The sequence below is a fragment of the Massilia sp. KIM genome (genome assembly GCF_002007115.1).
Classification (GTDB): Bacteria; Pseudomonadota; Gammaproteobacteria; order Burkholderiales; family Burkholderiaceae_D; genus Telluria.
The window spans coordinates 830,513-856,361 of record NZ_MVAD01000002.1; the positions used below are offsets into that span (position 1 = coordinate 830,513).

The 25,849-nt window shown below is 65.0% G+C and carries 27 protein-coding genes and 2 tRNA genes; 14 read left to right on the forward strand and 15 right to left on the reverse strand.

Annotated elements, in window-relative coordinates; genetic code table 11:
- Nucleotides 1-59 precede the first annotated feature (59 nt).
- Entirely contained in the window at nucleotides 60-896 is an 837-nt protein-coding gene (locus tag B0920_RS18350; RefSeq protein WP_229455744.1) for an HDOD domain-containing protein, read from the forward strand.
- Between the two features lie 6 nt (nucleotides 897-902).
- On the opposite strand, the gene B0920_RS18355 is transcribed toward B0920_RS18350, so the two are convergent.
- From B0920_RS18355 to B0920_RS18395, 9 genes are all read right to left on the reverse strand, one after another.
- On the reverse strand, nucleotides 903-2,066 hold the full coding sequence (locus B0920_RS18355; RefSeq protein ID WP_078034089.1) for an MFS transporter: 1,164 nt from the start codon (nucleotides 2,064-2,066) through the stop codon (nucleotides 903-905).
- 124 nt (nucleotides 2,067-2,190) lie between these two features.
- A complete protein-coding gene (locus B0920_RS18360; RefSeq protein ID WP_078034090.1) occupies nucleotides 2,191-2,802 on the reverse strand; it encodes a YigZ family protein in 612 nt (203 codons plus the stop codon).
- A gap of 58 nt (nucleotides 2,803-2,860) precedes the next feature.
- A tRNA-Lys gene (locus B0920_RS18365) sits at nucleotides 2,861-2,936 on the reverse strand.
- A gap of 66 nt (nucleotides 2,937-3,002) precedes the next feature.
- On the reverse strand, nucleotides 3,003-3,536 hold the full coding sequence (locus B0920_RS18370; protein ID WP_078034091.1) for a hypothetical protein: 534 nt from the start codon (nucleotides 3,534-3,536) through the stop codon (nucleotides 3,003-3,005).
- Between the two features lie 69 nt (nucleotides 3,537-3,605).
- A complete protein-coding gene (locus B0920_RS18375; RefSeq protein WP_078034092.1) occupies nucleotides 3,606-4,001 on the reverse strand; it encodes a hypothetical protein in 396 nt (131 codons plus the stop codon).
- A gap of 727 nt (nucleotides 4,002-4,728) precedes the next feature.
- Nucleotides 4,729-4,804 (reverse strand) — tRNA-Lys (locus tag B0920_RS18380).
- 60 nt (nucleotides 4,805-4,864) lie between these two features.
- Entirely contained in the window at nucleotides 4,865-6,658 is a 1,794-nt protein-coding gene (locus tag B0920_RS18385; protein ID WP_078034093.1) for a GspE/PulE family protein, read from the reverse strand.
- Between the two features lie 13 nt (nucleotides 6,659-6,671).
- Entirely contained in the window at nucleotides 6,672-7,457 is a 786-nt protein-coding gene (locus tag B0920_RS18390; protein WP_078034094.1) for a methyltransferase domain-containing protein, read from the reverse strand.
- A 102-nt stretch (nucleotides 7,458-7,559) separates the two neighbouring features.
- On the reverse strand, nucleotides 7,560-8,102 hold the full coding sequence (locus B0920_RS18395) for a glycine zipper 2TM domain-containing protein (RefSeq protein WP_078034095.1): 543 nt from the start codon (nucleotides 8,100-8,102) through the stop codon (nucleotides 7,560-7,562).
- 377 nt (nucleotides 8,103-8,479) lie between these two features.
- Here B0920_RS18395 and B0920_RS18400 point away from each other — a divergent pair, with 377 nt between their 5' ends.
- The 5 genes from B0920_RS18400 to B0920_RS18420 all read left to right on the forward strand — a co-directional run bounded on the left by B0920_RS18400 (nucleotide 8,480) and on the right by B0920_RS18420 (nucleotide 13,547).
- Nucleotides 8,480-8,896, forward strand: a complete 417-nt coding sequence (locus B0920_RS18400; RefSeq protein WP_078034096.1) for a barstar family protein — start codon at nucleotides 8,480-8,482, stop codon at nucleotides 8,894-8,896.
- A gap of 51 nt (nucleotides 8,897-8,947) precedes the next feature.
- On the forward strand, nucleotides 8,948-9,565 hold the full coding sequence (gene purN, locus B0920_RS18405) for a phosphoribosylglycinamide formyltransferase (RefSeq protein ID WP_078034097.1): 618 nt from the start codon (nucleotides 8,948-8,950) through the stop codon (nucleotides 9,563-9,565).
- A 37-nt stretch (nucleotides 9,566-9,602) separates the two neighbouring features.
- Entirely contained in the window at nucleotides 9,603-10,898 is a 1,296-nt protein-coding gene (locus B0920_RS18410) for an RsmB/NOP family class I SAM-dependent RNA methyltransferase (RefSeq protein ID WP_078034098.1), read from the forward strand.
- A gap of 10 nt (nucleotides 10,899-10,908) precedes the next feature.
- On the forward strand, nucleotides 10,909-12,240 hold the full coding sequence (locus B0920_RS18415; RefSeq protein WP_078034099.1) for a mechanosensitive ion channel family protein: 1,332 nt from the start codon (nucleotides 10,909-10,911) through the stop codon (nucleotides 12,238-12,240).
- A gap of 92 nt (nucleotides 12,241-12,332) precedes the next feature.
- On the forward strand, nucleotides 12,333-13,547 hold the full coding sequence (locus B0920_RS18420) for a fatty acid desaturase (protein WP_078034100.1): 1,215 nt from the start codon (nucleotides 12,333-12,335) through the stop codon (nucleotides 13,545-13,547).
- Nucleotides 13,548-13,606: 59 nt separating this feature from the next.
- On the opposite strand, the gene B0920_RS18425 is transcribed toward B0920_RS18420, so the two are convergent.
- The 4 genes from B0920_RS18425 to radC all read right to left on the reverse strand — a co-directional run bounded on the left by B0920_RS18425 (nucleotide 13,607) and on the right by radC (nucleotide 16,555).
- Nucleotides 13,607-15,202 carry a DUF418 domain-containing protein gene (locus B0920_RS18425; RefSeq protein WP_078034101.1) on the reverse strand — a complete coding sequence of 532 codons (1,596 nt, stop codon included), beginning with the start codon at nucleotides 15,200-15,202 and terminating at the stop codon, nucleotides 13,607-13,609.
- An 84-nt stretch (nucleotides 15,203-15,286) separates the two neighbouring features.
- A complete protein-coding gene (rpmG, locus tag B0920_RS18430) occupies nucleotides 15,287-15,454 on the reverse strand; it encodes a 50S ribosomal protein L33 (protein WP_078034102.1) in 168 nt (55 codons plus the stop codon).
- A gap of 13 nt (nucleotides 15,455-15,467) precedes the next feature.
- Complete coding sequence (rpmB, locus tag B0920_RS18435; RefSeq protein WP_078034103.1) at nucleotides 15,468-15,704, reverse strand: 50S ribosomal protein L28; 237 nt, start codon at nucleotides 15,702-15,704, stop codon at nucleotides 15,468-15,470.
- Nucleotides 15,705-15,883: 179 nt separating this feature from the next.
- A complete protein-coding gene (gene radC, locus B0920_RS18440; protein WP_078034104.1) occupies nucleotides 15,884-16,555 on the reverse strand; it encodes a DNA repair protein RadC in 672 nt (223 codons plus the stop codon).
- 102 nt (nucleotides 16,556-16,657) lie between these two features.
- Between radC and B0920_RS18445 the strand changes: the two genes are divergently transcribed.
- The 6 genes from B0920_RS18445 (at nucleotide 16,658) to B0920_RS18470 (ending at nucleotide 22,039) form a co-directional block, all read left to right on the forward strand.
- On the forward strand, nucleotides 16,658-17,110 hold the full coding sequence (locus B0920_RS18445) for a peptidylprolyl isomerase (protein ID WP_078034105.1): 453 nt from the start codon (nucleotides 16,658-16,660) through the stop codon (nucleotides 17,108-17,110).
- Between the two features lie 6 nt (nucleotides 17,111-17,116).
- Entirely contained in the window at nucleotides 17,117-18,064 is a 948-nt protein-coding gene (gene ispH / locus B0920_RS18450) for a 4-hydroxy-3-methylbut-2-enyl diphosphate reductase (RefSeq protein ID WP_078034106.1), read from the forward strand.
- Between the two features lie 311 nt (nucleotides 18,065-18,375).
- Nucleotides 18,376-19,305: a branched-chain amino acid ABC transporter permease gene (locus tag B0920_RS18455; protein WP_078034107.1), complete on the forward strand. Its 930-nt coding sequence runs from the start codon at nucleotides 18,376-18,378 to the stop codon at nucleotides 19,303-19,305.
- 13 nt (nucleotides 19,306-19,318) lie between these two features.
- Complete coding sequence (locus B0920_RS18460; protein ID WP_078034108.1) at nucleotides 19,319-20,530, forward strand: ABC transporter ATP-binding protein; 1,212 nt, start codon at nucleotides 19,319-19,321, stop codon at nucleotides 20,528-20,530.
- A 16-nt stretch (nucleotides 20,531-20,546) separates the two neighbouring features.
- Nucleotides 20,547-21,320 carry an ABC transporter ATP-binding protein gene (locus B0920_RS18465; RefSeq protein WP_078034109.1) on the forward strand — a complete coding sequence of 258 codons (774 nt, stop codon included), beginning with the start codon at nucleotides 20,547-20,549 and terminating at the stop codon, nucleotides 21,318-21,320.
- Complete coding sequence (locus tag B0920_RS18470; RefSeq protein ID WP_078034110.1) at nucleotides 21,317-22,039, forward strand: ABC transporter ATP-binding protein; 723 nt, start codon at nucleotides 21,317-21,319, stop codon at nucleotides 22,037-22,039. The genes B0920_RS18465 and B0920_RS18470 overlap by 4 nt, the downstream gene beginning before the upstream one ends.
- A 226-nt stretch (nucleotides 22,040-22,265) precedes the next feature.
- On the opposite strand, the gene B0920_RS18475 is transcribed toward B0920_RS18470, so the two are convergent.
- Together B0920_RS18475 and phaP are read right to left on the reverse strand one after the other, a co-directional pair.
- Nucleotides 22,266-23,123 carry an oxygenase MpaB family protein gene (locus tag B0920_RS18475; RefSeq protein ID WP_078034111.1) on the reverse strand — a complete coding sequence of 286 codons (858 nt, stop codon included), beginning with the start codon at nucleotides 23,121-23,123 and terminating at the stop codon, nucleotides 22,266-22,268.
- Nucleotides 23,124-23,230: 107 nt separating this feature from the next.
- A complete protein-coding gene (gene phaP, locus B0920_RS18480) occupies nucleotides 23,231-23,815 on the reverse strand; it encodes a TIGR01841 family phasin (RefSeq protein ID WP_078034112.1) in 585 nt (194 codons plus the stop codon).
- 324 nt (nucleotides 23,816-24,139) lie between these two features.
- Between phaP and B0920_RS18485 the strand changes: the two genes are divergently transcribed.
- Entirely contained in the window at nucleotides 24,140-25,033 is an 894-nt protein-coding gene (locus B0920_RS18485; protein ID WP_078034113.1) for a DMT family transporter, read from the forward strand.
- Nucleotides 25,034-25,043: 10 nt separating this feature from the next.
- Nucleotides 25,044-25,739 (forward strand): nitroreductase, encoded by a 696-nt coding sequence (locus B0920_RS18490; protein ID WP_078034114.1) that lies wholly within the window; start codon nucleotides 25,044-25,046, stop codon nucleotides 25,737-25,739.
- The last annotated feature ends 110 nt before the right edge of the window (nucleotides 25,740-25,849 follow it).

Consider the following 25,849-nt stretch of genomic DNA (forward strand, 5'->3'; position numbering starts at 1 on the left):
AGGCTCCCTCGCTATGCAGGCTGCAAATGTTGGCCCTGCAGCAAGGTATAATTCTGCGCGTGAACAAACTCGAAGCCTTCGGATACATCGCGGCGCAGGCCGTTCGCGGTGAAATCACCTTCCCCACCAGCGTCAACGCCGTGCTGCGCCTGCAGCTTGCCCTCGACGATCCGGATTGCCATGTCGAAGAGGCGATCCGCCTCGTGCTGGCCGAGCCGCAACTGGCCGCGCGCACTGTCGCCATGGCCAATACGGTCGCCTTCGGCGGCAACAGCGGCGTGCCGGTCACCAATGTGCGCTCGGCCGTGACCCGCATCGGCTATCGCCGCCTGCAGGCCCTCGTCGCCAGCCTGGTGGTGCGCCAGTTCGGCAGCCGCATCAAGGACCCGGTGCTGCGCGCCAAGGCTGAACAGTTGTGGGACCACTCGACCCACGTCGCCGCGCTCGCCTATGCGCTGGCGCGTCACGTCACCTACGTCAATCCGGACACCGCCATGTTCGCCGGCATCGTGCATGAAGTCGGCGGCTTCTATCTGCTCTCACGCGCCGACGATTTCCCCGGCCTGCTCGAAGACGACGCCGAGAACTGGGGCACGCTGTGCGAAGACGTGGTCAGCCTCGAAGTCATGAAGAAGCTCGCCATCCCGCCGGTGGTGGCCGAGGCCATCGGGGACATGCGTGGCGGCTGGCTCAACATGCCGCCCGGTAATTTGCTCGATACCCTGCTGCTCGCCAACCAGTACGCGCCCGTGGCTTCGCCGCTGGGCAACAAGCCGGCGCTCCCACCCCATGGCGAAAGCGCGATCGACCTCGTGCTCGACGAAGACACCCTGGCCCAGATCAAGGACGAAGCCGCCGAGATGGCCTTGGCCATGGGCGACGCCGTCCTCGTCTGACCCTCTTCAGGCCGCGCGCAGCTGCGCGCGGTGCCGCGCCAGCATCCACATCGCCAGTCCCACGCCGCTCAGGGCGAGGGCTGCCGCCACCCATTGCGGCGAGGCATAGGAATAGCCCAGGGTCAGCGGAATCCCGCCCAGGAAGGCGCCGGTGGCGTTGCCGATGTTGAAACCCGACTGGCCGAGCGAGGAACCCAGCATCTCGGCTTCGCGCGAATGGTCGATCAGCAGCATCTGGATCGGCGGGCCCAGGGCCAGCGCATTGGCGCCGGTGGCGAAGGCCAGCACCAGCATGACCGGCTGCGAGGTGGCCAGCAGGCCATTGCAGAGCAACAGGGCGGTCATGGAGGCGAGCAGGATCAGGATGGCCGGCAGCGGATGGAAGCGGTCGGCCAGGCGTCCGCCCACCAGCACCCCGACCGTCATGCCGACGCCGACCACAGTCATGATCATCGGGATGGTGGTCGACTTGAACTGGGTGACGTCGGTGAGCAGGGGGGTGATGTAGCTGAACCAGGCGAAGAAGCCGCCGGTGCCGATCGAGGTGATGGCCAGGGCCAGCCACAGGCCGGCGCTCTTGAAGATGCGCAGGTCTTGCAGCAGGCCGGTCGGCTGCTTCGCTTCGATGTGGGGGACCAGCTGGCGCAGGGTGAAGACGGTGGCGGCGCCGATCGCGGCCACGATCAGGAACACCAGGCGCCAGTTGACGCTGTGGCCGAGCCAGGTGCCGATCGGCACCCCGATCACGTTGGCCACCGTCAGGCCGGCGAACATGGTGGCCATCGCTGCCGCCACCTTGCCGGGATCGGCCAGGCGGCTGGCGACCACGGCGCCGACGCCGAAGAAGGCGCCGTGCGGCAGGCCGGCCAGGAAGCGCGACAGCATCATCACGTGGAAGTTGGGCGCGAAGGCCGACATGGCGTTAAACACCGTGAACATCAGCATGAACAGCACCAGCACGCTGCGCGGCGGGCGGTGGGCGAACAGGCTGACCAGGGTCGGGGCGCCGACCACCACGCCCAGGGCGTAGGCGGTGATGAGGTAGCCGGCTTCGGGAATGCTGATCTGCAGGCCGGTGGCGATGTCGGGCAGGATGCCCATCATGACGAATTCGGTCATGCCGATGCCGAAGCCGCCGAGGGCGAGCGGGACGAGGCTTTTCTTGATCACGGGTGGTCTTTGAAGGTGTCAATACGGCGGCCGGACGGCTGGCGCCGGCTGCGGGACCGGCCACTATACCGGCTTGGGGGAAAGGCGTCCGCTTTCGAGTCGTGATGACGGGTATAGCGCTGACTTATCCGCCGTGTTCCTCGTCTTCGGCCGCGCGCGGCCAGGCGATGCGGCCGTGGCCGGCTTCGTCGAGGCGGGCGCGCAAGGCCGTCGCGGCGTCGGCCGGCAGGCTGAATACGAAGGCGACCTCGTCGGCATGGAGCACCTCGTCCAGGCTGGCGCCGGCGGCCTCGAGTTCGCGCCGCACCAGGCCTTCGAGGGCGTAGGGGGCGGTGCAGCACAGGGTGGCGAGCTTGATGATCGGCACTTTCTGCGCTTGAAGGAGGGCCTGGGCCACGCTGTCGGTATAGGCCCGCACCAGGCCGCCGGCGCCCAGCTTGACGCCGCCGAAATAGCGCACCACGGTGGCCAGCACGCCTTCCAGGTCCTGGTGGCGCAGCACGTCGAGCATCGGGCGGCCGGCGGTGCCGCTCGGTTCGCCGTCGTCCACGGCCGCCGACTGGCCGCCGGCCAGCAGGGCCCAGCACACGTGGGCCGCGCCCGGATGCCGGGCACGCAGCTCGGCCACCACCTTCTGGGCGCCGGCGCGGTCCGGCATGGGCTGGACGCAGGCGATAAAGCGGCTTTTCTTGATGATCAGTTCGTGATGAACGGCGCTGGCGATGGTCTGTGCCATGGTGGCGGGCGTAGAAACGACAACGCCAGCCCGGAGGCTGGCGTTGTCGCTGAATCTTTGGTAGGCCGTGCTGGGCTCGAACCAGCGACCAACGGATTAAAAGTCCGCTGCTCTACCAACTGAGCTAACGACCCGAAGAAGCCGAGATTATAGCGGCACTTAGCGAAAAGTCCAAGTGCTTACCGGAATTTTTGCAAAAACTAGCTGTCGTTCTCTTCGACCTGGGCGTCTTCGGCCTGGGTACGGTGCATGGCGTGCGGCTCGAGCTTCTCGGCATCGACGTTCATGCGGATGAACATGCCCCAGGTGGCCAGGATTGCGGCGGCGGCCAGCCCGATGGCGGCGGCGTGCGGCAGGTATTGTGGTTTGCCGTGCACGAACTGGAACACGCCGATCAGGCATTCGATCGACAGCGAGACCACGACCACGATCAGGAAGCGCGACAGGAAGCGGCGCACCCGGGTAGGGGCGCTGATGTTCACCGAGCGCTGCACTTCTTCTTCGAGCACGGTCTGGCCGAGTTCGAGGGAAGCCACGGCGATGGTCAGCAGGCCGATGCATTCCAGCACCAGCTCGAAGCGTTGGCGCACGTTCAGTTCGGCGCCTGGGCTGAGGGCGCCCCAGGTTTCTATTCCGGCGAGCACGATCAGGCCGACGCCGGAGATGAAGAACAGGGCCACGATGAGCAGGTAGCCGAGCGTGAACAATTTTTCGATGAATTTCACGGGCCGCATTCGTCTTGATATATATGCAAGCACTCTAGCACTTTCCAGGGTTTGACTGTGTACGGCTGAGGTAAGGGATCAGGCCGGCGGGACGTAGCGGTAGACCGCAAAGGGCGGGCGTTTGCGGCGGTAGCCGGGACCGGCCCAGAAGTCGCGCTGGATGAAGTCCGAGATCCAGTCGCGCCCGTCGTAGCCGGCCACATGGCCGTGGCCGCGGGGTTTGGTGGGTTCCATGACCATGATGTCGCCCTTGAGGAAGGGGAAGCAGTCGGGGTTCGGGACGTCGAGCAGCTGGAAGCCGAGGGCCTGCAGGGTGGGGCCGTACAGCTTGCCGGAGGGCGGGTAGGGCGGCCGCAGCTCGGCTCCGGCCGCCTGCAGGGCCCGGCGTACGAATTCGCCGCAGCGGCCGTTGCCCCAGCGGGGCAGGGCGTGCTGGCGGAGGTGGCAGGTGAATTTGTCCAGGTCGATGCGCATGGTCGGCTCCGCGGCGGGGCGGTGGCTGGGACCATTCTGGGCGCATGAAGCGCGTGTGTGCTGAGGCAGCTCAGTCGCGGACTTGCCGTAACCAGGTATTGCTGAGTGTTGCCGTTCTTACTGCACGAATTGAGGCAATACCGATGATGTGACGCAATCGAGAACAATCAGCTCGAGCGTAAATTGGTCGACGGATTGTTCCTTTCGGTGTACCTCGCACCCACCTCGTTGAGCCATGATCCCGAAGTCAAATCGTCTTCCTGCACGCGTTCGATACCCATTTTCCGACGCAGTTGCAAACTGCTTGTTCCTGAACCGATCGACGGTCGGCCGCGTGCACGCAGCTGGCTGGTGCAGACGCGGAGCACCCCGGATTGATAAGTGCCGCTTGCGCAAACGTTCTTCGGACGATAACGGAGGTGGTGAGCCGTCAATGCTTCTTGAGAATCCGTGACGACAGGGAGCGGGGATGCTGGACAGTCTTCATATTAGTTCCTCCACGCAAGATGGCCTCGTCTATCGTTTTGAATAAATTGCGATAGCAGTTCGTTCGGGACCATTGCCGCTCGACGTAGAGTAGTGCGTTACCGAGAGTGCCGGCAGCGAAAATTGATCAGCCGCAAGAGGAGCGAGGAGGGGCGCACCGAACAAGTACGCGCAAGGATCGCTTCGGAGCGCAAAACAAAAAAGGCGTCACGATCACTCGCAACGCCTTCTTCGCTGATTCTGGTAGGCCGTGCTGGGCTCGAACCAGCGACCAACGGATTAAAAGTCCGCTGCTCTACCAACTGAGCTAACGACCCGAAAGAGGCAGCATTATAGCCGGTGTTTCCCGATTGCGCCAGAGTTAACTGAACATCGGATCAAGACAAAGCCGAGGTTACCTTCAACACCTCGTCCGCCGTACTGACCCCTTCGACCACTTTCATGGCCCCGGCGATACGCAGCGGCTTCATGCCATCCGCGATGCTTTGCTTGCGCAAGGCCTGCATATCCCCCGAATCGCGCACCAGTCGCCCGAAGCCGTCGCTCACGGTCAGCAGTTCATAAATACCGGTCCTGCCCCGATACCCCGTCTGCCGGCATTCCGGACACCCGATCGGCCGATAGACCTTAGAGGGCTTCGGAATATCCCAGCTCCCCACGATGCTCTGCCATACCTCGTCGCTGAGTTCCCCACCCAGCGCCTTGCATTCCGGGCACAAGGTCCGCACCAGGCGCTGCGCCATCACCCCGATCAGGGTGGCTTCGAGCAGGTAATCCGGCACCCCCAGCTCCAGCAGGCGCACCACCGCCGACGGCGCGTCGTTCGTATGCAGGGTCGAGAACACCAGGTGGCCGGTCAGCGCCGCCTGTATCGCCATCTCGGCCGTCTCCAGGTCGCGAATCTCGCCCACCATGATGATGTCCGGATCCTGGCGCATCAGCGCCCGCACGCCGTCCGCGAAGGAGAGATCGATCCCCGGCTGCACCTGCATCTGGTTGAACGAAGCCTCCACCATCTCGATCGGGTCTTCCACCGTGCAGACGTTCACCTCGTTGGTCGCCAGCGCCTTCAAGGTCGTGTACAGCGTGGTCGTCTTGCCCGATCCGGTCGGCCCGGTCACGAGGATAATCCCGTGGGCGCGCGAGGTCAGCGCATCCCAGCGCCGCGCGTCGTCCGGCGGGAAGCCCAGCTCCGGCAAGGTTTTGACCACCACCTCCGGGTCGAAGATACGCATCACCAGCTTTTCGCCGAAGGCCGTCGGCAAGGTCGACAGGCGCAGCTCGACCTCCTGCCCGCCGTTGGTGCGCGTCTTGATGCGTCCGTCCTGCGGACGGCGCTTCTCGATCACGTCCATCCGACCCAGCAGCTTGATGCGCGCCGTCATGGCGATCATCACCACCGCCGGCACCTGGTACACCTGGTGTAGCACGCCGTCGATGCGGAAACGGATCACCCCGAACTCGCGCTTCGGTTCCAGGTGGATGTCGGAGGCGCGCTGCTCGAAGGCGTAGCTCCACAGCCAGTCAACGATGTTGACGATGTGCTGGTCGTTGGCGTCGACCTGCTTGTTGGCCTTGCCCAGTTCGACCAGCTGTTCGAAGTTGTTGCGCATGGCCAGGTCCTGGCCATTGCTGCGGTTGGCGTCGCGGATCGACTTGGCCAGGCTGAAGAACTGCGAAATGTATTGCGCGATGTCGAGCGGGTTGGCCAGCACCAGTTCGATCTTGCGCCGCGATACCTTGGCGATCTCCGCTTCCCACTCCGTCTGGCCCGGGTCGGCCGTCGCCACCACCAGGGTGCTGGCGCTCATCTCCACCGGCAGGATGTTGAAGCGCGCCGCATAGCTGGCCGACATCACGTCCGCCACCTTGGTGAAATCGATCTTGAGCGGGTCGATGCGGATGAAGGGCAGGCCCACCTTGGCCGCGCACCATTCGGTCAGCACGTCGAGGGTGAGCAGGCGGTGCGGCGGCTGGTTCGACACCAGCTTGCACTGGGCCACCGCGGTCAGCGGATGCATCGAGCCGGCGGCGTTCTTGAGGATCGCCTGGGCCTGGGCGAAATACTCCTTGACCTTGTCCTTGCCGACGATGCCGTCCGCCAGCATCCAGGAAAAGATCGATTGCAGGTCGAGCTTGCGCAGGCTGACGGGCTTGTGGGCAGCGTTCATGGCGGTCAAGGTGTCAGGAGGTGGCGGCGAGGATGCCCTTCACCCAGGAGGCGGCCGGCAGTCTGGTGGCTGCCTTGATCTCGGCGGCGCGCGCCTTGAGCGCGTCCTTGTCGATCGTGGGCCGGGTGTTGAAGCACAGTGCGACCACGTTCCCGTCGTGCACCTCGGGCAGGCAGATCACGTGCTCGAAGGCGAACTTCATTGCCTTGATGTTCTTGGCGAAGCTCGGATGGTCGCCGAACAGGTTGACGGTCATGATTCCGTGCGGGGCCAGGCAGGCGGAGCAAGCCTGGTAGAACTCGGGCGTGTCGAGCACCGGTCCGCGCGCGGTGGCGTCGTAGAGGTCGCATTGCAGCACGTCGAAGGCGCCATGGTTCGCCGGGTCGCCGACGAAGTCGAGCGCGTCCATCTGCAGCACCTCCAGGCGCTCGTCGTTCTCCGGCAGCTTGAACATCGAGGCGCAGATCGCGATCACCGCTTCGTTCAGCTCGACCGCGGTGACGCTCGCCTCCGGGAACTGGCGATAGCAGAACTTGGTGAGAGTGCCCGCGCCCAGGCCGAGCTGGACGATGGACTGGGGCGCGTCGATGAAGAGCATCCAGGCCATCATCTGCTGCGCGTATTCGAGCTCGGGCCAATCGGGCTTGCGGATGCGCATGGCGCCCTGCACCCATTCGGTGCCGAAATGAAGGTAGCGGACACCGTCCTGTTCGGACAGCGTGACGGGCGCGAACTTGGGCTTGCGCGCGGGACGGCGCGAGGATTCGGCCTGTTCGATGGATTTGCGTTTGATGAGCATAGGGCAGCCTGGTGGAATCGCCCTATTATCAATGGACGGGTTCCCGCAGCGCAAGCTCGGGAACCCGGTGTGGACAGGGCGACAAGTTTGCCGCCCCTGGTATCAGTACTGGCTGTAGCTCTGGTTCGGGCCGATGCTGTCGAGCGGCTCGACCGAAACGCGCAGGCGCACGCGGTTGCCCGGATCGCGGTTCATCAGCGCGGTATAGGTCTGGCCGCGGTATTCGTAGGTCACGTCGTAGCCGTTGGTGCGCGATTCGATGGCCTCGACGGTGCGGCACTGGCGCACAGCCTGTTCCTGCACGCCGCCAGCCAGGTTGCGGTTGTTGTTGTCGACCCGATCGCCGACCACCGCGCCGGCGATGGCGCCGGCCGCCGCTGCGGCGACCTTGCCGTTGCCGCTGCCGATCTGGCTGCCGAGCAGGGCGCCGGCGATGCCGCCCACGACCGAACCGCCCGCGCTGCGTTCCTGCTGGACCGGCACCTGCACGTATTCGGTACGGCATTCCTGGCGCGGGGTGCGGATCTGCTCTACGCGCGGCTGCACGCGCACCACGCGGCCGAAGTCCTCGAAATCCGCCGCCTGGGCCAGCGGCAGGGTGGCCATCCCCAGGGCCGAAATGATCAGTTTGGCTTGGAAGTTCATGTTCTACCTCGTTATGGTGAGCGATCGTCGGAATGTGGATCGCCAGGCTTCATGGTAATCCTAATGCACCAAAACGGCTGAATCCGCGTGGCAACAAATTGTAACAGCAGCTCGTCGGTAAGCCACCTCGCGCCAGAATGAAAACCGGGCGCTCCATCACCCGTTTTGATGACATGCAGACATACCGTTTTTTACAAACGGAGAGGGCGTGCTCACTTTTGGGTTGCTTCCAATACCACAAAACGTTACCCTTACACAAATCAGGGGTTTATTGGCTCATGGAAACGATAGCGAGGGACGAATCCGCGGCGCAGTATGAGACCGCAACGAATGGCGCTTGGCGAAACCATATGACACCAGGTCGACTTGAGGAAAATATGAGTTTGTTGATGAGAGTGCCGCCCAATGTAGTGCAGGCGATCCGCGCCTTCCGCGTCGTCGAGCTGCAGCAGGAAGCGGCTCGATTGGGCCATCATTTTCTGTACGCGCATTGTGCCAACACCCTGACCAAACAGCAGGTCTGCGCCCGCATCGGCGAAAGTTTCCATTTTCCCAAGCCTTGGAGCAAGAATTTCGACGCACTGCGCAAGTGCCTGACCGAGACCATCAGCGAGGCCGGTCCCCAGCCGGGCTTCCTCGTCGTGCTGGAGCAGCTGCCCCAGGCCCAGAAATTCGACAAGGAAGCGCGCGAGAACCTGCTCGACGTGTTCCGCGACGCCGCCGAGTTCTGGGCCGAGAAAAAAGTCCCTTTCCGCGTCTTCTATTCCTTCTCTCTGGGCGAGTCCATGCCTTAAGGCCGAGCCGGAATGCCGGTTGCCGCATGGCGATACGGTACAATGCCGGCTATGAAAAACATCGTGATCCTCATTTCCGGCCGCGGAAGCAATATGGAAGCGGTCGTGCGCGCTTGTGAAGCCGAGCAGTGGCCGGCCCGCATCGCCGCGGTGATCAGCAACAAACCGGACGCCAAGGGCCTGGAGTTCGCGCAGGCGCGCGGCATTCCGACCGCCGTCGTGCCGAGCAAGGAATTCGTCAGCCGCGCCGAGTTCGACGCGGCGCTGCAGGACACCATCGACCGCTACGCGCCCGACCTGGTCGTGCTGGCCGGTTTCATGCGCATCCTGACCGCGCCCTTCGTCGAGCATTACGCCGGCCGCATGCTGAACATCCATCCCTCGCTGCTGCCGCTGTTCCCGGGCCTGCATACCCACCGCCAGGCGCTCGAGGCCGGCGTGACGGAACACGGCGCCACCGTGCACTTCGTGACCGCCGAACTCGACCACGGTCCGGCCGTGGCCCAGGCGCGCGTGCCGGTGCTGCCGGGCGATACCGAGGACACGCTGGCCGCCCGCGTGCTGGTCGAGGAACACAAGCTTTATCCCCATGCCGTGCGCCTGTTCGTCGAGGACCGCGTGGTGGTCGACCGCGACAACGTGCGCGTGCTCGATCGCACTGCGGCCTGAGGCGGCCGCTCCCCCAGAATCTAACCAGGAAAACCCCATGAGATTGCCACCAGCAATCCTCGCCAAGACCGAAGAGATCTTGCGCGAGGTTCTGCGCTTTACTTCGCCCGCCGACGTCGCCCTGTCGCGCTTCTTCAAGGACAACCCACGCTTCGGCGGCCGCGAGCGCGGCGTCATCGCCGAAGCCGTGTACGCGGTGCTGCGCAACAAGACCTTCTATACCGACTTCGCCGGCGCCGGCAACCAGCCTTCGATGCGCCGCCTGGCCCTGCTGGGCCTGCTGGACACCGTGGGCTTCGACGCCCTCGGCGGCCTTACCGAGGACGAGGTCCACTTCCTGACCCGCGTCAAGGAAGTCGACCGCAACCTGCTGCCGGCCCAGATGCGCGCCAACCTGCCGCAGTGGCTGTACGACAAGCTGGTGGCCCAGTTCGGCGAGGAAGAGGCGCTGCGCCTGGCCGCCGTGCTCAACACCCCGGCCCCGCTCGACCTGCGCGTGAACTCGCTCAAGGCCAACCGCGAGGACGTGATCGCCAAGCTGGCCGAGGCGCCGATCCTGGCCGAGCCGATGACCTACGCGCCGCTCGGCCTGCGCGTGCACAAGAAGCCCGCGCTGCAGAACCTGGAGCTGTTCAAGCAGGGCGCGATCGAGGTCCAGGACGAGGGCAGCCAGGTGCTGGCCCAGATCCTGGGCGCGCGCCGCGGCGAGATGGTGGTCGACTTCTGCGCCGGCGCCGGCGGCAAGACCCTGGCGCTGGGCGCGATCATGCGCAACACCGGCCGCCTGTACGCCTTCGACGTGTCCGAGAAGCGCCTGGCCAAGCTCAAGCCGCGCATGGCGCGCAGCGGCCTGTCGAACGTGCATCCGGTCCTGATCGCGCACGAGCGCGACGCCAAGGTCAAGCGCCTGGCCGGCAAGATCGACCGCGTGCTGGTCGACGCGCCGTGCTCGGGCCTGGGCACCCTGCGCCGCAACCCGGACGTGAAATGGCGCCAGAAGCCGGAAGCCGTGGCCGAGATGCAGGAAAAGCAGAAGGCGATCCTGGACGGCGCCGCGCGCCTGGTCAAGAACGGCGGCCGCCTGGTGTACGCCACCTGCAGCCTGCTGAACGAAGAGAACGACATGGTGGTCGAGCACTTCCTGTCCACCCATCCCGACTTCGCCCTGGTGCCGATGCGCGAGGTGCTGGCCGAGCAGAAGATCCCGCTCGAGATGGACGACTACCTCAAGCTGCTGCCGCACAAGCACCAGACCGACGGCTTCTTCGCCGCCGTGCTGGAACGTAAGGCGCCCGTGAAAGGCGCCGCCGCCGAGGCGGGCGAGGACGCGTAAAGGAGCCTGGATGCCGCTTCCGGATTTGCTGGCCGACCTCCTCGGCGACCTCCACAAACCCGACATCGTCTGGCAGGCGCTGGCCATCGTGGTCTGCGTCCTGGCCGGCTGGGGCCTGGCGCGGCTGATGTACCGCTCCTTCCTGCGCGAGCGGGCGGAGCAGGGCGGCCTGCTGGGCGCGGGCATCAGCGGCTTCGGCCGCGTGCTGGCGCCGCTCCTGATCGTGGCCCTGCTGGCCGTCACCAAGCTGGTGATGGAGCGCTACCAGAGCGTGCACCTGCTGCGCGTGGCGCTGCCGCTGTTCACTTCGCTGGCGGTGATCCGCAGCTTCTTCTACCTGCTGCGCCGCGTGTTCGCGCGCCGCGGCCCGCTGGGCGCGGCCCTGCAGACCTTCGAGCGCGTGTTCGCCCTGGTGGTCTGGCTGGGCGTGGCCATGCACCTGACCGGCGTGCTGCCGGACGTGCTCGCCTTCCTCGAGCGCACCGTGCTCCCGGTCGGCAAAAACAAGGTGTCGCTGGCCGACCTGCTGCAAGGCGCGGTCTCGATCGTGGTGCTGATGATGCTGGCGCTGTGGGCCGGCGCCGCGCTGGAAGAGCGCCTGATGGGCCTGGAGCGCGTGCACAGCTCGCTGCGGGTGGCGATGGCGCGCGTCAGCCGCGCCGTGCTGATCCTGGTCGCGGTGCTGTTCAGCCTGTCGCTGGCGGGCCTGGACCTGACCGTGCTGTCGGTGTTCGGCGGCGCGCTCGGCGTCGGCCTCGGTCTCGGCATGCAGCGCATCGCCAGCAACTACGTGTCGGGCTTCATCATCCTGCTCGAACGCAGCCTGACCATCGGCGATCCGATCACGCTGGATAAATACTCCGGCAAGGTGGCGCGCATCAATACGCGCTACACCGTGTTGCGCGGCGCCGACGGCACCCAGACCCTGCTGCCGAACGAGATGCTGATCACGGGTGTGGTGCTGAACCAGTCGGCCACCAACCGCAACCAGCGCCTGGTGACCAAGCTGGTGGTGTCCTACGAATCAAATCTGTCCCAGCTCATGCCCTTGCTCGAAGCCCAGCCCAAGGGCGTGGCGCGGGTGCTCGACGAGCCGGCGCCGAACGTGCTGCTGAACGCCTTCGTCGCCGACGGCTATGAGCTGGAACTGGGTTTCTGGATCGCCGATCCGGAGAACGGCGCCGGCGGCCCGATCTCGGACGTGAACAAAAAGATCTACGCGCTGGTCCAGTCGGGCGAGATCAAACTTGGCCATCCGTCCATGGATACACGCCTGCTGGACGCCCATATTGCCTCGGTTGTCGCGCGTGGTCCTCAGCCTGGCGCAAATTCAGGGCATTAAGCGTGCCGTGTATCACTGGAACCGCGTAAAATGAACGGGTTACGTGGACGCATAGTTAATTGCAAAGTGGACACGATTCCTTTGGAGACTGAATGAATTTCTTTAGCAGCGATATCCTGCAAAATGTCTTGTCCTTCCTGGACACCGGCCTGCTGGACCTTACCGCCTGGCAGATTGTGCTGTACACGCTGGTCGTCACCCACATCACGATCGCAAGCGTGACGATCTACCTGCACCGTCACCAGGCGCACCGCGCCCTGGACCTGCACGCCATCCCCAGCCATTTCTTCCGCTTCTGGCTGTGGCTGACCACGGGCCAGGTGACCAAGGAGTGGGCCTCGATCCACCGCAAGCACCACGCCAAGTGCGATACCGAGGAAGATCCGCACAGCCCGCAGACCCGCGGCATCCGCAAGGTGCTGCTGGAAGGCGCCGAGCTGTATCGCGCGGAAAGCAAGAACAAGGAAACCCTGGAGAAGTACGGCCACGGCACCCCGGACGACTGGATCGAACGCAAGCTCTACACCCGTCACAGCGCGCTCGGCGTGTCGCTGCTGCTGGTGCTGAACGTCGCCCTGTTCGGCGTGCTGGGCCTGACCGTGTGGGCCGTCCAGATGCTGTGGATCCCGATCACCGCGGCCGGCATCATCAACGGCCTGGGCCACTGGTGGGGTTACCGTAACTACGACTGCAACGACGCGGCGACCAATATCATCCCCTTCGGCATCATCATCGGCGGTGAGGAGCTGCATAACAACCACCACACCTTCGCCACCTCGGCCAAGCTGTCGAGCAAGTGGTACGAGATCGACCTGGGCTGGGGCTATATCCGCATGCTGGAGATGGTGGGCCTGGCCAAGGTGAAGAAGGTCGCGCCGGAGCCCAAGTTCGCCAAGGACAAGAAGGAAGCCGACCTCGACACCCTGCAGTCGGTGATCGCCAACCGCTACGACGTGATGGCCAAGTACGCCAAGTCGGTGCGCCGCGCCTTCCATGAAGAACTGGAGCACCTGAAGCACAAGGCCGAGCTGGAAAACCGCTTCCTGAAGAGCTCGCGCAAGCTGTTGCAGCGCGAGCCGGCCAAGCTGGAAGTCTCGCAGAAGCAGCAACTGGTTGAGCTCTTCCAGCACAGCAAGGCGCTGGAGACCATGCACCAGATGCGCGTGGAACTGGGTGCGATCTGGGAGCGTTCGAGCGCAACCCGCGACCAGCTGCTGCACCAGCTGCAGGACTGGTGCGCACGCGCCGAAGCCTCGGGCATCAAGTCGCTGCAGGAATTCTCTCTGCGCCTGCGCAGCTATGCCTGAGCGCTGAGCGCCTTCTCGAGCAAGACCCGTCGCCCCCGCTTCTGCGGGGGCGATTTTTTTCAGGCCTGGAATGTGCCGCCTCGGCGCCAGGCCGGCAGCGTGAGGTAAGTGAGTGCTCGCCAAAGCCGTTCTGCCGGCCCCTGGCTGAAGCGCGCCAGCCACCAGTGGCTGATCCCGATCTGCAGCGCGCACAGCGCCAGCGCCACGCCGACCTGGGCCGTCCGGTCCATGCCCCAGAGGCCCGCGCCATAGCCATAGAACAGCAGCGACAGCACCAGCGACTGGCACAGGTAATGCGTCAGCGCCATGCGGCCGAAGGGCGCCAGCAGGCGCAGGGGTGTCCCGGCGCCGCCGGCATGCAGGCTGAGCAGCACTGCCGCCACGTAGCCGAGGGAAGCCGGCAGGCTGCCCAGCATCAGTAGCGCATGGGCGAACTCGTAGCGGTCGTCGACCGGCCCCTGACCGTGCCCGGTGGCGATCAGGCCGCTAGCCAGTCCCAGCAGCACCCCACCCGTGATCCCGAGCAGCGCGAGGCGGCGCAGCATGCCCAGGTGCGCCGCCGGCTCCCGCACTACGCCCGCCCGCACGAACCAGACGCCGATCAGGAAGACGGCCACCACCAGCACGGAAAAGCCGAGCTCGTCCTGCATGCGCTGGCCGAGGTGGCCGACCCGCATTGCGACGGCGTCGGCATAAGTGCCGCTCGTCAGGACGCTGCGTTCTTCGGCGGCGCGGCGTTGGCGCTCGAGCTGTCGCTGCCGGCGTTCCGAGTCCTCGTCGGCGGACACCGTTTGCGTGGCCCTTACCGGGACCGTTACCGGGGTCGTTACCGGGACCGTTACCGGGACCGTTGCCTGAACCTGCTCACCCAGCGTCGAGCTCACGGCGAGCAAGGTGTACACGGCGACGAAGATGGCGATGCCGGCGCGCAGCGGCCGGGCCGACAGCGGTTCGGCGAAGCGCCATGCCAGCAGGCCCAGCACCACGAGCGTCGCGCCGGTCGCCGCGCCTTCGAGTGCGGCGTCGTCACCCAGGACCAGGGCCGCCAGCATCAGCAGTGCGCCGGTCGGGATCGTGAGAAGCGGGAAGAGGGCGCGGCCGGCCACTGGACGCAGGTAGAGCGCGAGCATCCCGGCCAGCGCCAGCGAGGTTGCCAGCAAGCCCGCAGCAGGCAGGGCGCTCAGTGCCGCCAACATCAGGCTCGACAGAATCGCTGCGCCCAGCAGGCGCGCGGAAGCGAACAGGGTCAGCACCAGCATCAGCGCGGCCACCGCATAGCTGATCAGGATATCGCCTTCCCACAGCAGGCAATGGTGGAGCAATCCGAAGACGCCGAGCGCGGCGACGCGGCGCAGATAGAGCGGCAGGAAGCGCCGCCCGGCCGCTTCGGCGCGTTCCAGCATCATTGTGAAGCCCATGCCGAACAGCAGCGAGAAGATGATCCAGAACTTGCCGGCTACGAGGTAGTGAACGAGGAAGGCGGTGAGCCAGTCGAGTCCGTGCAGTCCGGCGGGGATGCCGTCGCCCGCTTCGGCCACGGGGCGGTTGAAGAATTCCACGTTGGCGACGCAGATGCCGATCAGGGCGAAGCCTCGCAGCACGTCGAGGGTGGCCAGCCGTTCGGTGGCGGCGGTGGGGGAGAGGGGAGGGCTCATCGTCCCGCATGGTAAAGCCAGGACCCCCAAAAACAAAAGAGCCGCCAGTGTGAACGGGCGGCTCCTTTGGAAGGCAAGATCACATTACTTGATCTTGGTTTCCTTGTACAGAACGTGCTTACGTGCTTTCGGGTCGAATTTGGTGATTTCCATCTTCGCCGGCATGGTGCGCTTGTTCTTGGTGGTGGTGTAGAAGTGACCAGTGCCTGCGGTCGATTCCAGCTTGATTTTGTCGCGGCCAGTTTTTGCCATGATAGCTCCCTAATTAAACTTTTTCGCCGCGAGCACGCATGTCGGCCAGCACGGCGTCGATGCCGAGCTTGTCGATCACGCGCAGACCAGCGTTCGAGACGCGCAGGGAGACCCAGCGGTTTTCGGATTCGACGAAAATGCGACGGTTCTGCAGGTTCGGCAGGAAGCGGCGCTTGGTTTTGTTGTTAGCGTGGGAGACGTTGTTGCCAACCATCACTCCCTTGCCAGTAACTTGGCAGACACGTGCCATAGTGCACTCCTAATAAAATATCCAGATCTGGAAAAACGAGAGTATAGCCCAAAAAACGACGCTGAATCAATCACTTGCGAAAAAAAATTGTTTCTTAAATCAGTCGTAAAATTTAACAATTGCCGATGAGTGATGTAAGGTCTTGTTTACGCGAGGGAAAGCGCAGCCCGAGGGCGGCCTCACAACTGTCCGTTTTCCGCGAAGGAGTGAACCTGCGTGCCCGCCACCACGAAGTGATCGAGCACCCGGATGTCGACCAGGGCCAGGGCCTGCACCAGGGCGGCGGTGAGCCGCAGGTCGGCTTCGCTCGGTTCGGCGACGCCCGATGGATGGTTGTGCGCCAGGATCACGGCGGCGGCATTGCGCCTGAGCGCTGCCTTCACCACCTCGCGCGGGTAGACGCTTGTATGGGTCAGGGTCCCGCGAAACATTTCTTCGCTATTAATAAGACGGTTCTTCACGTCCAGGAACAGCACTACGAAGGATTCGTGGGTGCGCAGCGCGAACTGGGTGCGCAGGTAGTCGCGCACGGCGGCGGGCGAGCATAGCGCCTCGCGCTCGAAGCGCTCGGCCACGGCGCGGCGCGCCAGCTCCAGTGCGGCCTGCAGCTGGGCGTACTTGGCCGGCCCCAGCCCGTGCAACTGGCCGAACTCGTCGGCGTCCGCGTGCAGCAGGCGGTGGAGCGAGCCGAAATGCGCCAGCATGTCCTGGGCCAGCGCCACCGCGCTTTTCCCCGCCACGCCCACGCGCAGGAAAATGGCCAGCAATTCGATGTCGCTCAGCCTGTCGGCGCCCAGGCGCATCAGGCGTTCGCGCGGCCGGTCGACTTCCGGCCAGTTGCAGATTCCCATGTGTGATCCTCGCCAAATAGTGAGGCCGCAACGGCGCAAGCCACGCGGCTGGCTTACAATAGCGGTTTGCCCGCACCGGGTTGCCTGTTACAACAAACGAACATGTCCAACGCTTCCCCCGTCGTCAACGAATCGTCCTACCTGACCCTGCATTACCGCCTGGCCGTCGCCGGTGGTGCCGATATCGTCACCACCTTCAATGGCACTCCGGCAACGCTGATGCTGGGCCAGGGCCAGCTGGCGCCTTTCCTCGAGCAGCGCCTGATCGGCCTGCCGGAGGGTACGCACCAGACCTTCGAGCTGAGCGCGGCGGAGGCTTTCGGCGACCGCAACCCGGAGCTGATCCAGGCCGTGTCCAAGGCCACGCTGGACGAGAATTCGGTGCCGGGCACCGACTACGCGGTGGGCGAAGTGGTGGAATTCAATGCGCCCAGCGGCGGCCGCTTCGCCGGCGTGCTGCTGGAGCTGCGCGAGACCTCGGCCGTGTTCGACTTCAACCATCCGCTGGCCGGCCAGCCGCTGCAATTCGAAGTACAACTGATTTCGGTTCTCTAAACAGCCATGGAAAATGAAATCCTGCTTGCCCAGCCGCGCGGTTTTTGCGCCGGCGTCGACCGCGCGATCGAGATCGTCGAGCGCGCCCTGAAACAGTTCGGCGCGCCGATCTACGTGCGCCACGAGATCGTGCACAACGCCTACGTGGTCGAAGACCTGCGCAGCAAGGGTGCGATCTTCATCGAGGAGCTGGACGACGTCCCGGCCGGCAACACCCTGGTGTTCTCGGCCCACGGCGTGTCGAAAGCCGTGCGCGCCGAAGCCGAAGCGCGTGGCCTGTCGATCTTCGACGCCACCTGCCCGCTGGTAACCAAGGTGCACGTGGAAGTGGCGAAGATGCGCAAGCAGGGCTGCGAGATCATCATGATCGGCCACGACGGCCATCCGGAAGTCGAAGGCACCATGGGCCAGGCAGAAGAGGGCATGCACCTGGTCGAGACCGTCGAAGACGTGGCCAGGCTCCAGGTGCGCAATCCCGACCAGCTCGCCTACGTGTCGCAGACCACCCTGTCGGTCGACGATACCGCCGAGATCATTGCGGCGATCAAGGCGCGCTTCCCCAACATCATCGAGCCGAAGAAGGGCGACATCTGCTACGCCACCACCAACCGCCAGGAAGCGGTCAAGTTCCTGGCGCCCCAGGTCGACGTGGTGATCGTGGTCGGCAGCCCGAACAGCTCGAACTCCAACCGCCTGCGCGAAGTGGCCGAGAAGAAGGGCACGCCGGCCTACATGGTCGACAACGCCAGCAGGATCGACCCGGCCTGGATCGAAGGCAAGAAGCGCATCGGCGTGACCGCCGGCGCCTCGGCGCCCGAGGTGCTGGTGCAGGCCGTGATCGACCGCCTGAAGGCGCTCGGCGCGGCCAGCGTGCGCGCCCTGGAAGGCGTGGAAGAGAACGTGACCTTCCCGTTGCCCAAAGGCCTGGACGGCGTGCGCGGCGACGCCGCCTGATCTTTATTTTTCATCTGGACAACAATCTACGGTCATCGTTACCATTTTCCGGTGTAAGTTTTCCAACAGCCAAGCTATGATGGCGGCGCTCGGAATGTACGGAATCGGCGGCTGGTAAGGTCAGTTTGGGTCAGCTAGCGCCAGCACGTCGTTCCGGCGGGGCCGCCGAGGCCTACGCCGGAACGACGGTTTTGCGTTTAGCTAAAAAGGCGGATTGCGCCACAAGGTCAACGACCCGACGGCAGACCATGAGCGGCACTTCGAGGAAACCCGAAGTGCCGTTTTTGTTAGATTGGAGAGACAGCGGAACGATGGAGACTTTTGTCCAACAGTTACTCAACGGCCTGGTGCTGGGCAGCATGTATGCGCTCGTGGCGCTGGGCTACACCATGGTCTATGGGGTGCTCAACCTGATCAACTTCGCCCACGGCGACGTCCTGATGATCGGCGCCATGGTCGGCCTGTCCATCCTCAAGCTGCTGGAAGCCTATGCGCCCGGACTGCCGGGCTACGTGCAACTGGCCGCCGCCATCCTCGGCGCCATTCCCGTCACCATGCTGGTCAACGTGCTGATCGAGCGCGTGGCCTACCGCCGCCTGCGCAACGCGCCGCGCCTGGCGCCCCTGATCACCGCGATCGGCGTCTCGATCCTGCTCCAGACCTTCGCCATGATGATCTGGGGCCGCAGCCCGATTCCCTTCCCCCAGCTGCTCTCGTCGGAGCCGATCGAGATTGGCGGCGCCCTGATCACCCACACCCAGGTGCTGCTGCTGGTGCTGGCGGCCGTGGCCATGGTCGGCCTGGTGCTGCTGGTCGAGCGCACCCGCATGGGCCGCGCGATGCGCGCCGTGGCCGAGAACCCGCGCGTGGCCGGCCTGATGGGCGTGGACTCGAACCGCGTGATCGTCGCCACCTTCGCCATCGGCGCCGCCCTGGCCGCCGTGGCCGGCGTGATGTGGGGCGCCAACTATGCCTCGATCACCTTCACCATGGGCGTGCTGCCGGGCATGAAGGCCTTCTGCGCCGCTGTGCTGGGCGGGATCGGCAATATCTACGGCGCCATGATCGGCGGCATCCTGCTGGGCATCATCGAAGCCCTGGGCGCCGGCTACATCGGCGACCTGACCGGCGGCTTCCTCGGCAGCCACTACCAGGACATCTTCGCCTTCGTGGTGCTGATCCTGGTGCTCACCCTGCGCCCGTCCGGCATCATGGGCGAGCGCGTGGCCGACCGCGCGTAAGAGGGAGAGCGACATGGCATTCCTGAGCTTCGACGCGCAGCACAAGCCCAAGCAGGCTTACGTCTCGATGGCCGTGGTGCTGGCCCTGATGCTGGCCTTCCCCTTCGTCGCCGCCCAGTTTGGCAACTCCTGGGTGCGCATCATCGACATCGCGCTGCTCTACATCATGCTGGCGCTGGGCCTGAACATCGTGGTCGGCTTCGCCGGCCTGCTGGACCTCGGCTACATCGCCTTCTTCGCGGTCGGCGCCTACCTGGTCGGCCTGTTCTCCTCGCCGCAGTTCGCGGCCCTGCTGGAGTCCGTCGTCTACTATTCGCCGGCGCTGGGCGAGGCCCTGGTGACCTGGTTCGGCCCCGAGATCCAGCAGAACGGCATCCACCTGTCGGTGTGGGCGATCGTGCCGCTGGCGGCCATCGTCGCGGCCCTGTTCGGCGCGCTGCTGGGCGCCCCCACCCTCAAGCTGCGCGGCGACTACCTGGCCATCGTGACCCTGGGCTTCGGCGAGATCATCCGCATCTTCATGAACAACCTGAACGACCCGATCAACTTCACCAACGGGCCCCAGGGAATCAACATGATCGATCCGATCCGCATCTTCGGCGTCTCGCTGGCGGGCGAGGCAGGGTCGAACGCGACGGTGCAGGTGTTCGGCTTCACGATGCCCTCGGTGAACGCCTACTATTTCCTGTTCCTTGCGCTGACCATCGCCACCATTTTCGTCACCACCCGCCTCCAGCATTCACGCCTGGGCCGCGCCTGGGTGGCGATTCGCGAGGACGAGATCGCGGCCAAGGCGATGGGCATCAACACCCGCAACGTCAAGCTGCTGGCTTTCGCCATGGGCGCCTCCTTCGGCGGCGTGGCCGGCGCCATGTTCGGCGCCTTCCAGGGCTTCGTGTCGCCGGAATCCTTCTCGCTGACCGAGTCGATCGCGGTGCTGGCCATGGTGGTGCTGGGCGGGATCGGCCACATCCCGGGCGTGGTGCTGGGCGGCGTGTTGCTGGCGGCGCTGCCGGAAGTGCTGCGCCACGTGGTCGAGCCGGCCCAGCATGCGCTGTTCGGCAAGGTGCTGATCGAGGCCGAGGTGCTGCGCCAGCTGCTCTACGGCCTGGCCCTGGTCCTGATCATGCTGGTGCGGCCGAGCGGCCTGTGGCCCTCGCCGAACCGCGAAGACCGTCCCAACGCGGCGCTGGCGCGCGAGGACGAGGAAGCCGCCAAGGCATGAAGCACGAGGATCGAGCATGAGCGAACGCGTACTCCTGAACATCGCCGGCGTGAACAAGCGTTTCGGCGGCCTGCAGGCCCTGACCGATGTCGGCATCCGGATCATGCAGGGCCAGATCTACGGCCTGATCGGCCCCAACGGGGCCGGCAAGACCACCTTCTTCAACGTCATCACCGGCCTGTACCAGCCGGACTCCGGCAGCTTCGAGCTGGGCGGCAAGCCGTATTCGCCCTCGGCGCCGCACGAGGTGGCTAAGGCCGGCATCGCCCGCACTTTCCAGAACATCCGCCTGTTCGGCGAGATGAGCGCGCTCGAGAACGTGATGGTGGGCCGCCACGTGCGCACCCGCCAGGGCGTGTTCGGCGCGATCTTCCGCCACAAGGCGGCGCGCGAGGAAGAGGCGGCGATCCGCCGGCGCGCGCAGGAGCTGCTCGACTTCGTCGGCATCGGCGAGTACGCGCAGCGCACCGCCAAGTACCTGTCCTACGGCGACCAGCGCCGCCTGGAGATCGCGCGTGCGCTCGCCACCGATCCGCAACTGCTCGCGCTGGACGAGCCGGCCGCCGGCATGAACGCGACCGAGAAGCTGGCCCTGCGCGAGCTGCTGGTGAAAATCAAGGCGGAGGGCCGCACCGTGCTCCTGATCGAGCACGACGTCAAGCTGATGATGGGCCTGTGCGACCGCATTACGGTGCTCGAATACGGCAAGCAGATCGCGGAGGGACTCCCGGCCGAGATCCAGAAGAATGAGGCCGTCATCAAGGCCTACCTGGGAGGCGCGCACGCATGAGCGAGAACATCCTGAAAGTGGCCGGCCTGCAGGTCGCCTACGGCGGCATCAAGGCCGTCAAGGGCGTGGACCTGGAGGTCAATCGCGGCGAACTGGTGACCCTGATCGGCGCCAACGGCGCCGGCAAGACCACCACCCTCAAGGCCATCACCGGCACCCTCCCGCCGTGCAAGGTCGAGGGCACGATTTTCTACCTGGGCGAATCGCTCAAGGGCACGCCGTCTTTCAAGCTGGTCCAGCGCAGGCTGGCCATGGTGCCGGAAGGGCGGGGCGTGTTCACGCGCATGACGATCCACGAGAACCTCCTGATGGGCGCCTACACGCGCGACGACCAGGCCGGGATCGCCGCCGACATCGAGAAGTGGTATGCGGTGTTCCCGCGCCTGAAGGAGAGGGCGGGGCAGCTGGCCGGGACCCTGTCGGGCGGCGAGCAGCAGATGCTGGCCATGGCGCGCGCGCTGATGTGCCATCCGACCCTGCTGCTGCTGGACGAGCCTTCGATGGGTCTCTCGCCGATCATGGTCGAGAAGATCTTCGAGGTGATTCGCGACGTGTCGGCCCAGGGAATCACGATCCTGCTGGTGGAGCAGAACGCCAAGCTGGCGCTGCAGGCGGCGCATCGCGGGTATGTGATGGATTCCGGGGTGATCACCATGACCGGGAAGGCGGGCGACATGCTGGACGATCCTCGTGTCCAAGCCGCTTATCTGGGCGAATGATGCGACGCTGGGATGATGCGGCACTGTTAACGAGCGAAACGCCGCATCGTTCCCGAAGCCGTGCATTTACTCTAGTCGTACCATCAAACAACGTCATTCCGGCGGAGGCCGGAATCCAAGTTTGCCCGCGTAACCACTGACCTGAAACGCAGTCGGTGCGCTACGAACTTGGATTCCGGCCTTCGCCGGAATGACGTTGGTGAGGTATGGTGGGTAAAAGGGGAGATCACGACTTCGGCACGGCCGCCACCCGGCGTGCGGCTTGCCTGGCCGGCGTGTCGCCCAAAGGAAGCCTTGTCGACGCGAGCGCCAGACTGCGCGCCAGCAAGGCCTCCCCCCGCCGCAATCCCCGCCCACGCAACTGCGGCAAGGACCGCACCGGCTCCGGCACGATCTCGACCCCGGCGCGCACCAACAGCGCCTGCAGCCCGCGCGCTGTCCCCGGCAGGATCGGCGCCCGCGCCATGATGTCCAGGAATTCGGTCAGGACGTCGGAACCCTCCAGCCTGGGCGCGGCCGCCGCCAGCATCGCTTCCCATTCGCCCCACGAGCCCGGCGCACCGCTCGCCCCATACAGCGCCGCCGAGGCCAGCCCTTCCGCGAACACGCGATCCTTCTCGGCCGCCGTCAACGGCCACGCATAGCGGTCATACGCCTGGGCGAACCCGAAGCTGGCGGTCGAATGCACCCAGTCCAGCAGGCGCGGATCGTTGGCGCGATAGGGCAGGCCCGCCGCGGTGAGGCCTTGCACCCCCTCATGCACCCTCACCACCCGCGCGATCATGCGCTCGGCCGCCGAGCGCGCGCCGTACACGGTCACCATCGCCGCGAAGCCGGTGCGCCGCAGGCGCAGGGCGGGATCGCGCTTAAAGCCGCCCCGGTCCCACACCCCCGCGCACACCGAGGGCTCGGCCAGTTCCAGCAGCACCGCCGCCCCCCCGCCCACGAACAGGGTCACCGGGTTGGCGAAAATACGCCAGGTCACACCCTGCGCAGGGGCCAGGGCCGGCTCGCCCGCGGGCTGGCCGAAGTCGAAGGCCATGCCGGCGGGCGGCTGCAACAGCTCCGTCAGGCTCTTGAGCACGGCGCCTCCGTCGATCCGTTCACCTGCGGAGATTGTAGAGGCCAGACGAAAAAAAAGCCGGCACGCGCTAGCGTGCCGGCTTCCGGTATTACTTGACTCTGACGAGCTTAGGCCGCTGCTGCCGAGGTGGCGGCGGTGGTCGCGTTGGCAGCCTTGCGAGCAGTTTGCGAAAACTGCGCCACCGCTGCGTTCAGGTTGGCTTCGACGGCTTCGACAGCCTGCTTGGTGGTCTTGCTGAACTGCTCGTAGCCGGCGTTGGCGTTGCTGATCGCGGTCTTGACGGCGGCAACGAAGCTTTCCGAACCAGCCGGGGCGTTCTTGCTCACTTCGTCGACCAGCGAGATCACCTTGCGGTTGGCTTCGACGATCTGGCTTTCGGCGGCCTTCGAGAACTCGGCGCCGGTGCCGGCGGCGATCGAGGCCAGCTGGCGGCTGTAGGACAGCGCCTTTTCAGCGGTCGGCTGGGCCTGGGCGGCGGTCACCGAGAAGAATTCTTGCGGATCTTTGGCGCCCAGCAGCTGGCGGGTCACGGCCGAGGTGTCTTCCAGGGTGGCGCGGGCTGCGTTGATGTTCAGGTCGACCAGCTTCTCCATGCCTTCGAAAGTCTTCGACGTCAGCGACGACAGCAGGGCGAATTGCGATTCCAGGCTGGCTTTGGTGGCATGCGAGAACTGCTCAGGGATTGCAAACATGTGGCTCTCCAAAATAAATACGTTTCGTGAATGAACTATTGCAAAGTAAAGCTGGCTTCTTGGTGAAACTCGACGAAACTCTTTTTTGTGCACCGCAATAAAGTGAATTGTGGTCCAGTTTTTTGGGGGAGTCAAGCATTTTTGATGCATTGCACCATCCGGCGTTCATGAATTTCTAGAATGCATTTAATGCAAGAAATTTCGATTGATTTAGCGCAAGGAAAACGCAGATTTTGTGGCCCGGAAACGTGTCCTCGGCCGTCGTGCTAGACTTGGCCCCTTGTGTTTACCTCAAGCTGCCGTTACGGCAGAGCACGCCAGGCCATGCAAACCCGAGCGACTTCCGTTCCTGCCAGTTCCTGGCTCTCCCCCGTCCCCCTGTTCTTCGTGTTCCTGTGGAGCACGGGCTTCATCGTCGCCAAGCTCGGCTTGCCGTACGCGCCGCCGCTGACTTTCCTGATCGTGCGCTGCCTGGGCGTGCTGGCGGTGCTGCTGCCCATCGTCCTGCTGTGGCGCGCGCCCTGGCCGCGCGACCAGCTCCTGCACGTCGCCGTGGCCGGCATCCTGTTGCAGGCGGGTTACCTGGGCGGGGTGTGGGCCGCGATCAAGCTGGGCATGCCGGCCGGGCTCACCGCCCTAATCGTGGGCATGCAGCCCATCCTCACCGCGGCCGCCGCGCCGCTGATCGGCGAGCGGGTGCTGCCACGCCAGTGGCTGGGACTGCTTCTCGGCCTGTCCGGCGTGGCCCTGGTCGTCTACGCCAAGATCAACCTGGTCGGCCTGTCGGCCACCGCCATCCTGCTGTGCGTGTTCGCCCTGTTCTCGATCACCGCCGGCACCATGTACCAACGCCGCTGGTGCCCGAAGTTCGACCTGCGCACCGGCACCGTGATCCAGTTCGCGGCGACCGTGGCCGTGCTGCTGCCGTTCGCCATCTGGCTGGAAGACCTCGACCCGGCGCTGTCGAGCATCAGCTGGACGCGCGACTTCGTGCTCGCCTGGCTGTGGTCGGTGTTCGCGCTCTCGATCGGCGCGATCTTCCTGCTGTTTAAGCTCATCAGCCGCAGCCAGGCCACCGAAGTGACCAGCCTGCTGTACCTGACCCCACCCACCACCGCCATCATGGCCTGGCTCCTGTTCGGCGAATCCTTCAACCTGCTCGGCCTGGCCGGCATGGTGGTTGCCGTCACGGGGGTGGCCTTCGTCGTCAAGAAATAAGGAGCAGAATGTGATCACCAGCCACAGCCAGGAAGCGGTCGATGCCGCCATCACCTCGCGCCGTTCGATCCGCGCCTTCCTCGACAAGCCGGTCGCGCGCGAGGACATCGAGCGCATCCTCGAGGTGGCGGCGCGTGCGCCGTCCGGCACCAACACCCAGCCCTGGAAGGTCTACGTGCTGACCGGCCAGGCGCGCAGCAAGCTCTCCGAGGCGATCCTGGCGGTGAACGCCGATCCGGAACAGGCGCGCGCGCATACCGAGGAATATGCCTACTACCCGCGCGAATGGGTCTCGCCCTTCATCGACCGGCGCCGCAAGGTGGGCTGGGATCTCTACAGCCTGCTGGGCCTGACACGCGACAACAAGGCCGGCATGGCGGCCCAGCACGCGCGCAACTATGCGTTCTTCGACGCGCCGGTGGGCCTGATCTTCACCATCGACCGCATCATGGAGCAGGGCTCCTGGCTCGACTACGGCATGTTCCTTCAGAACATCATGGTGGCGGCCCGCGCACGCGGTCTCGATACCTGCCCGCAGGCCGCTTTTACGCAGTACCATCGGATCATCGAAGCCCAGTTGGGGATTCCGGACAATGAAATGCTCGTGTGCGGCATGGCCCTGGGCTGGGCCGACACCGACAAGATCGAGAACAGCCTGGTGACCGAGCGCGAGCCTGTAGCGGGCTTCGCGAAGTTCATGGAGTGAGGAAGGGACGTGCGGTATCTCATTGATATCAAACGTCTCTTTCGGGGGGGATTTTGTTGTATGAGTGAACTAATGCCGCACGGAATGTGAAATCCGCTTGCGGTGACTGG